General features: G+C 60.2%; 14 protein-coding genes. 7 read left to right on the forward strand and 7 right to left on the reverse strand.

Features of this window, described 5'->3' with window-relative positions:
* Positions 1-24: 24 nt before the first annotated feature.
* The 5 genes from AC1RS8_RS21705 to AC1RS8_RS21725 all read right to left on the reverse strand — a co-directional run bounded on the left by AC1RS8_RS21705 (position 25) and on the right by AC1RS8_RS21725 (position 4,401).
* Positions 25-1,182: a phospholipase D-like domain-containing protein gene (locus tag AC1RS8_RS21705; protein WP_057716069.1), complete on the reverse strand. Its 1,158-nt coding sequence runs from the start codon at positions 1,180-1,182 to the stop codon at positions 25-27.
* A 1-nt stretch (position 1,183) separates the two neighbouring features.
* Positions 1,184-1,774 carry a YceI family protein gene (locus tag AC1RS8_RS21710; RefSeq protein WP_057716070.1) on the reverse strand — a complete coding sequence of 197 codons (591 nt, stop codon included), beginning with the start codon at positions 1,772-1,774 and terminating at the stop codon, positions 1,184-1,186.
* Positions 1,775-1,943: 169 nt separating this feature from the next.
* Positions 1,944-2,267, reverse strand: coding sequence for an amidase (locus tag AC1RS8_RS21715; RefSeq protein ID WP_489339922.1), 324 nt, complete (start codon positions 2,265-2,267; stop codon positions 1,944-1,946).
* Complete coding sequence (locus tag AC1RS8_RS21720; RefSeq protein ID WP_489339921.1) at positions 2,264-3,358, reverse strand: serine hydrolase domain-containing protein; 1,095 nt, start codon at positions 3,356-3,358, stop codon at positions 2,264-2,266. The genes AC1RS8_RS21715 and AC1RS8_RS21720 overlap by 4 nt, the downstream gene beginning before the upstream one ends.
* A gap of 155 nt (positions 3,359-3,513) precedes the next feature.
* The gene (locus AC1RS8_RS21725) at positions 3,514-4,401 is read right to left on the reverse strand and encodes an acyl-CoA dehydrogenase family protein (RefSeq protein WP_489339920.1); all 888 of its coding nucleotides are present in this window, start codon (positions 4,399-4,401) and stop codon (positions 3,514-3,516) included.
* Positions 4,402-4,556: 155 nt separating this feature from the next.
* Between AC1RS8_RS21725 and olsB the strand changes: the two genes are divergently transcribed.
* Positions 4,557-5,312 (forward strand): L-ornithine N(alpha)-acyltransferase, encoded by a 756-nt coding sequence (gene olsB, locus AC1RS8_RS21730; RefSeq protein WP_057716074.1) that lies wholly within the window; start codon positions 4,557-4,559, stop codon positions 5,310-5,312.
* The gene (locus AC1RS8_RS21735; protein WP_057716075.1) at positions 5,312-6,103 is read left to right on the forward strand and encodes a lysophospholipid acyltransferase family protein; all 792 of its coding nucleotides are present in this window, start codon (positions 5,312-5,314) and stop codon (positions 6,101-6,103) included. The genes olsB and AC1RS8_RS21735 overlap by 1 nt, the downstream gene beginning before the upstream one ends.
* Before the next feature lie 123 nt (positions 6,104-6,226).
* On the opposite strand, the gene AC1RS8_RS21740 is transcribed toward AC1RS8_RS21735, so the two are convergent.
* Positions 6,227-6,805, reverse strand: coding sequence for an acyl carrier protein phosphodiesterase (locus AC1RS8_RS21740; protein ID WP_489339919.1), 579 nt, complete (start codon positions 6,803-6,805; stop codon positions 6,227-6,229).
* A 170-nt stretch (positions 6,806-6,975) separates the two neighbouring features.
* On the opposite strand from AC1RS8_RS21740, the gene AC1RS8_RS21745 reads away from it, so the two are divergent.
* The 4 genes from AC1RS8_RS21745 to AC1RS8_RS21760 all read left to right on the forward strand — a co-directional run bounded on the left by AC1RS8_RS21745 (position 6,976) and on the right by AC1RS8_RS21760 (position 10,347).
* A complete protein-coding gene (locus AC1RS8_RS21745; RefSeq protein WP_008019443.1) occupies positions 6,976-7,278 on the forward strand; it encodes an ArsR/SmtB family transcription factor in 303 nt (100 codons plus the stop codon).
* Between the two features lie 34 nt (positions 7,279-7,312).
* Positions 7,313-8,482: an MFS transporter gene (locus tag AC1RS8_RS21750; protein WP_489339918.1), complete on the forward strand. Its 1,170-nt coding sequence runs from the start codon at positions 7,313-7,315 to the stop codon at positions 8,480-8,482.
* 21 nt (positions 8,483-8,503) lie between these two features.
* Positions 8,504-9,553, forward strand: coding sequence for an alkene reductase (locus AC1RS8_RS21755; RefSeq protein WP_102672173.1), 1,050 nt, complete (start codon positions 8,504-8,506; stop codon positions 9,551-9,553).
* Positions 9,554-9,813: 260 nt separating this feature from the next.
* Positions 9,814-10,347 carry a hypothetical protein gene (locus tag AC1RS8_RS21760; RefSeq protein WP_057716079.1) on the forward strand — a complete coding sequence of 178 codons (534 nt, stop codon included), beginning with the start codon at positions 9,814-9,816 and terminating at the stop codon, positions 10,345-10,347.
* A gap of 307 nt (positions 10,348-10,654) precedes the next feature.
* Here AC1RS8_RS21760 and emhR read toward each other — a convergent pair whose 3' ends face one another.
* On the reverse strand, positions 10,655-11,287 hold the full coding sequence (emhR, locus tag AC1RS8_RS21765; RefSeq protein ID WP_057716080.1) for an efflux system transcriptional repressor EmhR: 633 nt from the start codon (positions 11,285-11,287) through the stop codon (positions 10,655-10,657).
* Between the two features lie 277 nt (positions 11,288-11,564).
* On the opposite strand from emhR, the gene emhA reads away from it, so the two are divergent.
* The gene (emhA, locus tag AC1RS8_RS21770) at positions 11,565-12,722 is read left to right on the forward strand and encodes an efflux RND transporter periplasmic adaptor subunit EmhA (RefSeq protein ID WP_057716081.1); all 1,158 of its coding nucleotides are present in this window, start codon (positions 11,565-11,567) and stop codon (positions 12,720-12,722) included.
* The last annotated feature ends 3 nt before the right edge of the window (positions 12,723-12,725 follow it).

The raw sequence follows: 12,725 nt of genomic DNA on the forward strand, positions 1-12,725 counted from the left end.
GTTTCAGTGTTCAGAAAACTGGGGTCAACCCCGCCGATTCAGCAGGTTCACCACCACCCGATCCACCCATCCCCACACCCGTTGCTTGACCCGCCGCCACAGTGGCCGGCGCTTCCATTCCTCCAGGCTGACTTGCTCACTCAACCCGAAATCCCGTTCGAAACTCGCCGCCACCGACCGGGTCAGTCCGGGGTCCAGGGCTTCCAGGTTGGCTTCCAGGTTGAAGCGCAGATTCCAGTGATCGAAGTTGCACGAACCGATGCTCACCCAGTCGTCGACCAGGACCATTTTCAGGTGCAGGAAACACGGCTGGTACTCGTAGATTTTCACCCCGGCCCTGAGCAGTCGCGGGTAGTAGCGATGCCCGGCATAACGCACGGATGGGTGATCGGTACGGGGGCCGGTCAGCAGCAAGCGCACATCGACGCCCCGGGCAGCCGCCCGGCGCAGGGAGCGGCGGACTTTCCAGGTCGGCAAAAAGTACGGCGTGGCCAGCCAGATCCGTCGCTGACCACTGTTCAGGGCACGCACCAGCGATTGCAGAATGTCCCGGTGTTGACGGGCGTCGGCATAGGCCACCCGGCCCATGCCCTCGCCTATGGACGGCACCCTTGGCAGGCGCGGCAGACCGAAATGCGAAGCCGGTCGCCAGGCACGTCGATGGCGGTTGGCAATCCACTGACGATCGAATAGCAGCTGCCAATCGAGTACCAGCGGGCCGGTGATTTCCACCATCACTTCGTGCCATTCGCTGGCGTCTTCCCCCGGAGTCCAGAATTCATCGGTGACACCGGTGCCGCCGACCACGGCCAGGCTCTGGTCCACCAATAACAGCTTGCGGTGATCGCGGTAGAAGTTGCCGACCCAACGTCGCCAGCTCAGACGATTGTAAAAACGCAGCTCCACGCCAGCGGACATCAGCCGCTGACGCAAGGCCAGGGTGAAAGCGAGGCTGCCGTAATCATCGAACAGACAGCGCACCCGTACACCGCGCTCGGCGGCCTGCACCAATGCCTGGACCATGGCTTCGGCGCAGGCACCCGCCTCCACCAGATACAGTTCCAGCTCAACCTGCTCTTCAGCCCGGGCAATCGCCACCAGCATGCGCGGAAAAAACTGCGGACCGTCGATCAGCAGTTCGAAGTGGTTGCCTTCACGCCACGGAAAAATCGCTCCGGCCATGTCAGCGCGCCGTGAAAATCAGTACCGCACCCACCGGTACGGAAAGACTGATAGCTGATAAACCGGCCAGTTTGCGCAACGTTTCCAGGCCGGGAGCCAAATCGAAATCCTCAGCGTTGATCACCAGCGGTTCGAGGGTCACCACCTGGAAGCGCCGGTCATCGAGTCGGGTCGCCAACAGTTCGGCCTGGTATTCGTGTTGTTTGCCGTGCAGGTCGACCATCAGCGGCAGGCGCAACTCCAACTGCGCGCCGGGAGCGAGGTCGTTGATCGGGCGCAGATCTATTTTCGTGGTGATCAGGGCGTCGGGGAACCGGTCGATCTGGAACAGTTCCTTGCGCATGCGCTCATCGCGCAACGGGATGCCGCTGTTGATCGACTCCAGCTCGACTTCCACCTGCGCCAGCCCCTCGGGGTCGACCTTGCCGTGCAGCACCAGGAAGCGCTGCACTTCGGAAACATTGGCATTCTTGGTGCTGACAAATGACAGGCGCGAAGACTCGCCATCGAGGTACCAGTCGGCGCGGGCCGACAACGCGGCACCGGCCAGCAGCAGGAAAGTGAGGGTTTGGAAGGTGGAGCGCTTGAACATAGAGACTCGTGGGGCAGATAAACCTGTGCTGAACCTTAACTGGCTTGTCACAGGTTGCAAACTTTCTGTTGCTCCATGAACACATTCCATAGGGCGAGTGAGCTTTTGTGGCGAGGGGGCTTGCCCCCTCGCCACAAAAACTCACCACCACCCAAAGCACATACCCCGCTCAAGGCTCCAAACGACAACCCTGGCGCTCGCCGATCCACACCGCGCTGTTGCTGCGGCCCATGCCACTGACCGAGACACGCTTGCCGGCCGGGTCATCGGTAAAGCCGCTGGCGGGCAGCCACTGTTTCACATAACCGTGGCAGTACTCGGCATCGTTGTTCATCACGTAGCGGCACGAACAATATTCCTTGGCGGTGTAGGCGCTGATGATGTTGGGGAACGCCCACAGCGCCACCCGCTCGTGCCAGATCCAGCCGAGCAAGGCGATCAGCAGGATCAACAACAGGGAACTGAACGGTCGACGGCGAATGAAACCGCTCATGGCTGCACCTTCCCGGAAAAGGCCTTGAGCGCGAGCTGGAGCAATTGGTTGTGCCGGTAAGTGCCGTCGCGGTCATCGCCGTAGCGGACGATCACCAGCTGTTCACTGGGGATCACGTACATCGCCTGGCCCCAATGCCCCAGCGCGGCGAAGGTGTCGGCGGGGGCATCGGGCCAGGGTCGTGTCGCGCCCTCAACGGCTCGATTAAGCCACCACTGGCCGCCGGGGACGGCCTCGTCTTGATCGGCGTGATAGTGAGCGAACGGCTCGCGGTTGAACGCCACCCAGTCCCTGGGCAGCAGTTGCCTGTCTGCCCAGCGCCCCTCGCGGGCCATCAACAGACCGACCCGGGCCAGGTCCCGTGCAGTGAGATAGGCATAGGACGAAGCAACGAAAGTGCCCGTGGCATCGGTTTCCCACACGGCTTGGCGGATGCCCAGCGGCTCGAACAGCGCAGTCCACGGATAGTCCGGATAGCGGCCGGGGCCGACGATGGTTTTCAGCGCGGCGGACAACAGGTTGCTGTCACCGCTGGAGTAGCGAAACGCCTGGCCCGGCGCCGCGTACTCGGCATGGGCCGCGGTGAACGCAGCCATGTCGTGGTGACCACGGGTGTAGAGCATGGCCACTACCGAAGACTTCAGCGGTGCGTATTCGTAGTCTTCCTGCCAATCCAGGCCCGAGGCCCAGTGCAGCAGGTCGGCCATGGTCAGGTCGGGGTGTTTTTTCAGGGGCGGATAAAACTTCGCCACAGGGTCGCCGAGTTTGAACAAGCCTTCGCCGTAAGCCACACCGAGGACCGCGGCCATCAGGCTCTTGCTGATCGACCAGGTCAGGTGCGGCGTCTCGGCCGTCGTCGGGCCGGCGTAGCGTTCGTAGATCAACTGGCCGTCGCGGATCACCAGCAAGGCATCGGTGCGAATGCCCTGGCGAGTGGTGTCATCGCGGGATGGGAAGGCATAGGCCTCCAGGGCTTGAAGCGCCGGGCCAACGGGCGTCGGCGCGGTCGGCCATTGCTCGGCGGGCCAGCTTTCAGCCTGGGTCGTGAGGCTGAGCAACAGCAGGAAAATCAGGGACAGGCCTTTGGGCATGACGGGGGCTCGAAGATTGAACCTGCTGAGCCTAGTCGAGGTTGATGACAGTTCAGGAATTCATGCTGCCAATCAGGCCGCCATCGCGAGCGAGCTCGCTCCCACAGGGGAATGCATTTCAAATGTGGGAGCGGGCTTGCTCGCGATGAGGCCAGTCAGGGCAGTGAAGATTGCGCCAATGCCTTCGCCAATCGCTTGCCCCGCGCCCCTGCCGCCAAATCCATCACCGCCTGATCCCGCTGCCACATCGCCGCCCACTCTTGAGGCCCTCCGGCCAACGCCTCATTCACCTCAGCCTTGAGCCCTTCGAACTGCGCAAACAACCCGCCAAGCAACACATGCCCGGCCGGATGGGTTGGTGGCTGGCGGCTGGTTTCCGCGCACCCCGCCAGCAACCCCAGCAACCGCAATTGCAAGCCTTGCGGCCAATCGCATTCCTGGCCGACGCCATACAACCACGCTGTCATGGCGCTCAGCACATAGATGTCTTCCAACGTTCGGAACGGTTTGACGTATGCGTCCCAACCATCCCCTGCGAGCAACTCGCACAGCGCGTTATCCAGAAACAACCGGCCATGGCTGATGTCCGGCATCAACGGGAGCGGCGCCAGCTTTTCCACCCGCACACCCGGCTCATCGCGATAGATCACCGCCAGGCTCAAGCGTGGATCGGCGCCAGGCTCCTCGCTGCGCGCCGCTACCAGCAGCCAGTCGGCGGCATTGCCGGCGGTGACGAAATCCTTGCGTCCGCTCAGGCGCAAATCGCTCAGTCGGGTTTGCATATCGGCCGGACGCAGGCTGCCCTGCTCGGTGGCGCACAACGCGCCCAGGCTCAGTGGCGCGCTCGGCCAGAGCATGCGCAAGGCCGCCTGATACCCCACCAGAAACGCTAGCCCCGGTGTCGCCATCAACCGCCCGCCAAGCACCGCCAATTCAAACGGAGTGACCGTTCCCAACTGCTGCAACAAGGTCGCGAAACCTTCCGCCAGATCCGGGTTGGCGGGCAATCGATCACGGCGGTTCAACAGGGTTTGCCAAGGCATAAGAGTCTCCTCGAAGGCTGTCATATAAGCATCACCAAAGCTTAATGGCGATGACACCGGGGCTACATAGCCTGACTTTGCACAACACGGCTAGACAAAGAAAGTCGATTCGCTGTAGCCCAAAGACGGGTGAGCAGCCCGCACGGAGATTCGCCATGACTCAGATCGCCCGCATCAGCGACACCGGCAACGAACGCCGCCTGCAAGCCGAACGCCTGCTGGGCGCCGAGGCGTTGCAGGAAGCCCAGGCCTTGCGCTTCAATGTGTTCAGCGGCGAATTCAACGCCAAACTCAAGGGCGCTGAACTGGGTCTGGACATGGATGACTACGACGTTCACTGCGCCCACATCGGCGTGCGTGACTTGAATACCGGGCGCCTGGTGGCAACCACCCGTTTACTCGACCACACGGCTGCCAGCAGCCTGGGCAAATTCTACAGCGAAGAAGAGTTCAGCCTCCACGGTCTGGTGCACCTGCAAGGCCCGATCCTGGAAATCGGTCGCACCTGTGTCGACCCGGCCTACCGCAATGGCGGCACCATCGCCGTGCTCTGGGGAGAACTGGCCGAAGTCCTGAACCAGGGCGGCTACAGCTACCTGATGGGTTGTGCGAGCATTCCGATGCAGGATGGTGGCGTGCAGGCCCACGCGATCATGCAGCGTCTGCGCGAACGCTACCTGTGCACCGAACATCTGCGCGCCGAGCCGAAAAACCCGCTGCCGAGCCTGGACATCCCGTCGAACGTGATCGCCGAAATGCCACCGCTGCTCAAGGCCTACATGCGCCTGGGCGCGAAGATCTGCGGCGAGCCATGCTGGGACGAAGACTTCCAGGTCGCCGACGTGTTCATCCTGCTCAAGCGCGACGAACTCTGCCCGCGTTACGCCAAACACTTCAAGGCGGCTGTGTAATGGGCCGGTTGCGGGTGTACGCGCGAATCGCGCGAGTGCTGATGGTAGTGACGCTGGGCTTGGGCATGGCCAGTGTGTTCGGGCTGTTCGAGCGCTTGGGCATGGCCCATTCGATGGCGCGCCGGCAACGCTGGTCGCGGTTTTTCATGGCCCGCCTGAGCAATGCCCTGCCCTTCGACGTGACCGTCCACGGCGAGCTGCCGAAGGCACCGATGCTCTGGGTCAGCAACCACGTGTCCTGGACCGACATCCCGCTGCTGGGCATGCTCACGCCGCTGTCGTTCCTGTCCAAGGCCGAAGTGCGCACCTGGCCGGTAGCCGGCTGGTTGGCGGCCAAAGCCGGCAGCCTGTTTATCCGCCGTGGCTCGGGTGACAGCCAGTTGATCCGCAAGCAGATGACCCGTCACCTGGAACAGGCACACCCGCTGCTGATGTTCCCCGAAGGCACCACTACCGATGGCCGTTCGCTACGTACTTTTCACGGCCGCCTGCTGTCCGCCGCCATCGATTCAGAAGTGGCAATGCAGCCGGTGGCGATTCGTTATGTGCGTGACGGCGAGACTTGCGCGCTGGCGCCGTTCATTGGCGACGATGACTTGCTGTCGCATCTGATGCGGTTGTTCGCCAATGACCGTGGCGGCGTGGAGATTCATCTGCTCAAGCCAATCGCTTGCGAAGGCCGGGAACGCGCGGCACTGGCGTTCGAGGCGCAGCAGGCGGTGCAGAAGGTGTTGTTTGGTGAAATTGTCGAACCGCAACGAGCACCGATGCGCCCTGCCATTGCGGCGTGACGCGATCTTTTATTCACCGAAGTACCCTGTGGGAGCGAGCTTGCTCGCGATAGCGGTGGGTCATTCAGCATCATCGTTGAATGTTAATCCGCAATCGCGAGCAAGCTCGCTCCCACAGGGGTTTTATGCTGATGGATAGTTCCGGGCAAAATCCTGAAGCTGCGGATAGAACAACCGAAAGTCCTCGCTCAACGGTTCATACAACCGCCGCAATTCCTGCATCGCCGCCGCCAGTTCCTCCGGCCGGGTCAGGCGTCGCGAGATCCCGCGCAACACCTGCTCCAGCACTTCGAATTCCTGATACGAACCCAGCCAGTCATTGGCCACCATGTGCGGCGCAATCCTCGCCAGCCGCTCCGGCAATTGCCGTTCGCTGGACAGCACCCGGTAAACGTCCGAAGTGAACAACGCCAGGGGCCGGTCGGCATACAGCGTCCAGTCCCGGGCCAGGCAATGGTCGAAAAACACATCGAGCACGATGCCCGCGTAGCGACGACGGGTCAGGGAGAAACGCGACAACGCGACGTCCACCAGCGGATGGCGGTCGGTGAACACGTCGATGCTGCGGTGCAACTGGATAGCCCCCTCGATGTCCGGAGCGAACTGCCCTTGCAGGCGTCCCTTGACGAAATCGCCATACAGACTGCCGAGCAATTGGCCGGGACGCTGGCCACCGAGGTGAAGATGTGCGAGATAGTTCATGGGCGCAGCTTAGCACTGCCCCCTTGTCTTGTTACACTCAACATATCGTTATAACTCGATATACCGAAATGTGAGCTGGTCAGAGCCAAATCATATTTGTATATCGCGAAATACCGATTTAAAGTTCGCCTCATCGCGATATAGCGTTTTAAACATCACGAGCCCACATCATGACCATCAATCTCGACGAAATAATAAAAGCCCTGGCACACCCAGTACGGCGAGACATCCTGCACTGGCTCAAGGACCCGACCGTCGAATTTCCCGACCAGTCCCACAGTAACGAGCACGGCGTTTGCGCCGGGCAGATCGATCAACGTTGCGGCCTGTCGCAGTCCACGGTGTCCGCACACCTGGCGACCCTGCAACGCGCCGGCCTGATCAGCAGCCGCAAAGTCGGCCAGTGGCATTTTTTCAAACGCAACGAGGAAACCATCCAGGAATTCCTCAAAACCTTCAGTAAAGAGCTCTGACCCTTAACGTCAGTCGGCCGACAAGGAATTAAACATGCCCCTCTCGCTACTCATCCTGGCCTTGAGCGCCTTCGCCATCGGCACCACCGAGTTCGTCATCATGGGCCTGCTGCCCAACGTGGCGGCTGACCTCGGTGTGTCGATTCCCGGTGCCGGCTGGCTGGTGACCGGTTACGCCCTGGGCGTGGCCATCGGCGCGCCGTTCATGGCGCTGGCCACCGCCAGACTGCCGCGCAAGGCAGCCCTGGTGGCGTTGATGGGCATCTTCATTGTCGGCAACCTGCTTTGCGCAGTGGCCGGCGACTACAACGTGCTGATGTTCGCCCGTGTGGTCACCGCCCTCTGCCATGGCGCCTTCTTCGGTATCGGTTCAGTGGTAGCCGCCGGCCTGGTGCCTGCGAACAAACGCGCTTCGGCCGTGGCCCTGATGTTCACCGGCTTGACCCTGGCCAACGTCCTCGGCGTACCGCTGGGCACCGCACTCGGTCAGGAAGCCGGCTGGCGTTCGACCTTCTGGGCCGTGACCGTGATCGGTGTGATCGCGCTGATCGGCTTGATCCGCTTCCTGCCGGCCAAGCGTGATGAAGAGAAACTCGACATGCGCGCCGAACTGGCCGCACTCAAGGGCGGTGGCATCTGGCTGTCCCTGAGCATGACCGCGCTGTTCGCCGCCTCGGTGTTCACCCTGTTCACCTACGTCGCACCGCTGCTGGGCGAAGTCACTGGCGTTTCGCCCCGTGGCGTGACCTGGACCCTGATGCTCATCGGCCTGGGCCTGACGGTCGGCAACATCATCGGCGGCAAGCTGGCCGACAAAGGCATGGCCGCGACGCTGATCGGTGTGTTCGTCACCATGGCCGTGGTGTCCACCGTGCTGACCTGGACCAGCGTCGCGCTGGTCCCTACCGAAATCACCCTGTTCCTCTGGGCCACCGCGTGCTTCGCCGCCGTACCGGCGCTGCAAGTAAACGTGGTGACCTTCGGCAAGGCCGCACCGAACCTGGTGTCGACCCTGAACATCGGCGCTTTCAACATCGGCAACGCCTTGGGTGCCTGGGTCGGCGGCAGTGTGATCGCCCACGGCTTCGGCCTGACCAGCGTGCCGCTCGCGGCAGCCGCACTGGCGGTACTCGCCCTGCTGGTGACCCTGATTACTTTCCGTCAGAGCGGCAATCCCGACCTGGCTCCAGCTACTTCTAACTGATCTCCAAAAGAGAGCCACTAAATGACGACTATTTTCGATCCGATCAAACTGGGCGACCTCGAGTTGGCCAACCGCATCATCATGGCGCCACTGACCCGCTGCCGCGCCGACGAAGGCCGCGTGCCCAACGCGCTGATGGCCGAGTACTACGTGCAACGCGCCACCGCCGGCCTGATCCTCAGCGAGGCCACTTCGGTGACCCCAATGGGCGTCGGCTACCCGGACACCCCGGGCATCTGGTCCAACGATCAGGTGCGTGGCTGGTCCAACGTGACCAAGGCTATCCATGGCGCGGGCGGCAAGATCTTCCTGCAACTGTGGCATGTGGGTCGCATATCCCACGGTTTGTACCTGAACGATGAAGCCCCGGTCGCCCCGAGTGCCATCCAGCCCAAGGGCCACGTCAGCCTGGTTCGTCCGCTGGCCGACTTTCCTGTACCGCGTGCCCTGGAAACCGCTGAAATCGCCGACATCGTCGACGCTTACCGCGTCGGTGCCGAGAACGCCAAGGCCGCCGGCTTCGACGGTGTGGAAATCCATGCCGCCAATGGTTACCTGCTCGACCAGTTCCTGCAAAGCAGCACCAACCAGCGCACCGATAACTACGGCGGCTCCCTGGAAAACCGTGCCCGCCTGCTGCTGGAAGTGACCGACGCCGCCATCGAAACCTGGGGCGCCGGCCGCGTGGGTGTGCACCTGTCGCCACGCGCCGACCTGCATGACATGGGCGACGACAACCTCGCTGAAACGTTCACCTATGTCGCTCGCGAACTGGGCAAGCGTGGCATTGCCTTCATCTGCTCGCGGGAGAAAGAAGGTGCCGACAGCCTCGGCCCGCAACTCAAGGAAGCCTTCGGCGGCCCCTATATTGCCAACGAACGTTTCACCAAGGACAGCGCCAACGCGTTGCTCGCCAGTGGCCAGGCCGATGCAGTCGCCTTCGGTGTACCTTTCATTGCCAACCCTGACCTGCCGGCACGCTTGCAGGCTGACGCGCCGTTGAACGAAGCGCGTCCGGAACTGTTCTACGCCAAGGGCCCGGTCGGTTACATCGACTATCCAACCTTGTAGGCCTGCGAAAAACTCGAATAGCCCGGCGTTTTGGACGTCGGGTTTTTTTGCTTTAAACAAGCCAAAACCCGCTTGTCATACTTAAATCTCTGACAACTTACCTGCCATCTAAATTTGCATCACACCTGCACGTACCTCAATACAAAATTACAATTAAACCCCAGACAAACCCAACAGAACAATCTAATACTTCACAACGCTTCGCTACAACATTCCGAGCGCCACGGAAAGCCTCTCAATAACTTTAAAGGATTAACAGCATGAACAACAATGGCCCGATAAACGTGCCTCGCATCATTGCACGCACAGAATATGAACCTGATGATTCCAGCATTTTTTCTGCTTCAGCCAGTAAATTCCCCAATCAATACACCATAATGACCATTAACATTTCCAACAACACCGATGGCCCGATCCGGCTCTTGAAAGCAGGCTGGGATTTGACCGGAACCTCGCTATCAGCTTTCGAAATCGAAGCGAACGATGAGCAAACCCTCGATCTTCCTTACCTTCGGGACTTCTCAAGTAATGGAATGTATTACAACAAAAGAAAGTTCGCCCCGATCCTGCAACAGTTCTCGTACATTACCGAAGATGGATTAATATTCACGCTAGCTATTCAGCTGACAGTTTCAGTGGTTTTCGGCGTCCTGCATCCGAACCTGAAACCAAATTGGTCAAAAACAATAACGCGATCCGGCAACAGCAACAGCTCATATAAGGTCACTGCCGACATCACGAAAAAGAATAAAGAGGCGCCCTTCAGTTTTAGCGTCGACTTGATAGTCGGTTGATACTGATCAGATAGAAAAGACGCCGGTGAAAAAACGTATAAAATCAGCTTGCTGATGCATTTTCTTCGCCACATTCCAGGCCCCGGCTCGCAAAACCGGGGTTCTTTTTAGCAGTAGTGGAATCCGCACGAGGTTCACTCCCCATGCAAGCTCGACACAAAATTCCTACAAATTATGTAGCCTGGTAGCTGTCAACCTGGCACACGTCCGTATATAAAAACCCCCATTGCAAAAAAGGCACGCGAAGTAAAATGATCCTCGGTGACTTCAACGGTTGACTTGCAGGGAGCCAATTTATCATTTTGTTTCATTTGCACAGGCTGGGGCTAAAGCGCAACAGATCCAGCCCGGTATCGACCCAACGCTCGGCTTCGGCGTGCAATTCAAAGCTGTCGGGGGCCAGCAGCCACTGGTACAGGATGCCATCAATATAAGCATGCAAGCTGATCGCCGCGCGGGCGGTGTCGAGGTTTTCCGGCAACTGACCGCGATTCACTGCATTACTCAGGGCCAGACCGATCCGCACATTGCATTCGAGGCTGGCTGACACCCGTTGTTGGCGCAGGTCGCACATTTCATCGGTGAATTCGCACTTATGAAAAAGAATCTCATTGATACGTCGGGTTTTCGGGTCCAGCGCAATTTGATGAAACAAATGAATCAGCAACTTCCGCATGCAACCCAGAGGATCGAGTTCGTCTTCGCTCTCGCTGGCCTTGGCCATTTCTTCCAGCGGCTCATGCAGAGTGTCGAGCATGGCCTGCACCAGATCCGCCTTGTTGCTGAAATGCCAGTAGATGGCCCCTCGAGTGACGCCGGCCAGGGTCGCGATGTCCGCCAGGGTCGTGCGTGCCACGCCTCGCTCGAAAAAGGCCTTTTCGGCCGCCACGAGAATTTGCGCGCGGGTTTCCTGAGCTTCCTCTTTGGTACGACGGACCATGGCAGTACAACCTCAATCAGGGTGCTTCAGCGATGCCTGAACATCAGCTGAATAAAAGTGGGGCGAACGTTCCGGGGATTCGTCCCCGGCCTACAATTCCAACCTTTCAACGGCTTGTGTAGCGGCTTGTGTAACGGCGTTGATACGCAGCCTGGGTATTTACAAACAGCCATGTACGTAAGTATATTCCTTAGCAAGCTACTTATCCACTCGGCAAACATTTTTCAACCTTCCACCTTTCTAGTGCGCACCTTGCGTGCCTGACCCGAGGATTTTCATGCAATTCAAGCCAGCTGTTACCGCTCTGGTCGCCGCCGTCGCCCTGGCATCGCTGCTCAGCGGATGCAAAAAGGAAGAGGCAGCACCGGCCGCCCCACCGCCTCAGGTCGGCGTCGTGACTCTGCAACCTCAAGCTTTCACCCTGACATCCGATCTGCCCGGCCGTACCAGTGCGTTCCGCATTGCCGAAGTCCGCCCGCAGGTCAACGGCATCATTCTCAAGCGCCTGTTCAAGGAAGGCAGCGACGTCAAGGCCGGCCAGCAGCTGTACCAGATCGATCCGTCGGTCTATGAAGCGACGCTGAAAAGCGCTGAAGCCAACCTGCGCTCGACCAAGTCGATTTCCGACCGCTACCAGCAACTGGTCAACGAACAAGCCGTAAGCCGTCAGGAATACGACACCGCCGTGGCCAACCGCCTGCAATCGGAAGCCGCGCTGCAAACCGCACAGATCAACGTGCGCTACACCAAGGTCTATGCCCCGCTGACCGGCCGTATCGGCCGCTCCTCGGTGACCGAAGGCGCGCTGGTGAGCAATGCCCAGGCCGATGCGATGGCGGTGATTCAGCAAATCGACCCGATCTACGTCGACGTGACGCAGTCCTCGGTCGAGCTGCTGCAACTGCGTCGTGAGCTGGAAAGCGGTCGCCTGCAGAAAGCCGGCGACAACACGGCTTCGGTCAAGCTGACCCTCGAAGACGGCAGCGACTACAAGCTGGACGGCAAGCTGGAGTTCTCCGAAATCTCGGTTGACCAGACCACCGGTTCCGTCACCCTGCGCGCCATTTTCCCGAACCCTGACCACACCCTTCTGCCTGGCATGTTCGTGCACGCCAAGTTGCTGGCCGGTGTGAACAGCGCGGCGATCCTGGCCCCGCAGCAAGGCGTGACCCGCGACCTCAAAGGTACGCCGACCGCACTGGTTGTCGGCCCGGACAACAAGGTCGAACTGCGTCAACTCAAGGCCAACCGCACCGTCGGTAACCAATGGCTGATCGAAGACGGCCTGAAGGCCGGCGATCGCCTGATCACCGAAGGTCTGCAATTCGTCAAACCTGGCATCGAAGTCAAGGCCAGTGAAGCGACCAACGTAGCCGTAAAGAACCCGGCCCCCGCCCAGGTAGCTGATAAAGCCTCTGGCGGCAAAGGGGAGTAAACC

It is taken from the genome of Pseudomonas sp. GW821-FHT12A04 (assembly GCF_058807755.1).

Excerpts from the sequence above, each read along its gene's own strand:
- AC1RS8_RS21705 (WP_057716069.1), bottom strand. The coding sequence starts at position 1,182 with ATGGCCGGAGCGATTTTTCCGTGGCGTGAAGGCAACCACTTCGAACTG.
- AC1RS8_RS21710 (WP_057716070.1), bottom strand. The coding sequence starts at position 1,774 with ATGTTCAAGCGCTCCACCTTCCAAACCCTCACTTTCCTGCTGCTGGCC.
- AC1RS8_RS21715 (WP_489339922.1), bottom strand. The coding sequence starts at position 2,267 with ATGAGCGGTTTCATTCGCCGTCGACCGTTCAGTTCCCTGTTGTTGATC.
- AC1RS8_RS21720 (WP_489339921.1), bottom strand. The coding sequence starts at position 3,358 with ATGCCCAAAGGCCTGTCCCTGATTTTCCTGCTGTTGCTCAGCCTCACG.
- AC1RS8_RS21725 (WP_489339920.1), bottom strand. The coding sequence starts at position 4,401 with ATGCCTTGGCAAACCCTGTTGAACCGCCGTGATCGATTGCCCGCCAAC.
- olsB (WP_057716074.1), top strand. The coding sequence starts at position 4,557 with ATGACTCAGATCGCCCGCATCAGCGACACCGGCAACGAACGCCGCCTG.
- AC1RS8_RS21735 (WP_057716075.1), top strand. The coding sequence starts at position 5,312 with ATGGGCCGGTTGCGGGTGTACGCGCGAATCGCGCGAGTGCTGATGGTA.
- AC1RS8_RS21740 (WP_489339919.1), bottom strand. The coding sequence starts at position 6,805 with ATGAACTATCTCGCACATCTTCACCTCGGTGGCCAGCGTCCCGGCCAA.
- AC1RS8_RS21745 (WP_008019443.1), top strand. The coding sequence starts at position 6,976 with ATGACCATCAATCTCGACGAAATAATAAAAGCCCTGGCACACCCAGTA.
- AC1RS8_RS21750 (WP_489339918.1), top strand. The coding sequence starts at position 7,313 with ATGCCCCTCTCGCTACTCATCCTGGCCTTGAGCGCCTTCGCCATCGGC.
- AC1RS8_RS21755 (WP_102672173.1), top strand. The coding sequence starts at position 8,504 with ATGACGACTATTTTCGATCCGATCAAACTGGGCGACCTCGAGTTGGCC.
- AC1RS8_RS21760 (WP_057716079.1), top strand. The coding sequence starts at position 9,814 with ATGAACAACAATGGCCCGATAAACGTGCCTCGCATCATTGCACGCACA.
- emhR (WP_057716080.1), bottom strand. The coding sequence starts at position 11,287 with ATGGTCCGTCGTACCAAAGAGGAAGCTCAGGAAACCCGCGCGCAAATT.
- emhA (WP_057716081.1), top strand. The coding sequence starts at position 11,565 with ATGCAATTCAAGCCAGCTGTTACCGCTCTGGTCGCCGCCGTCGCCCTG.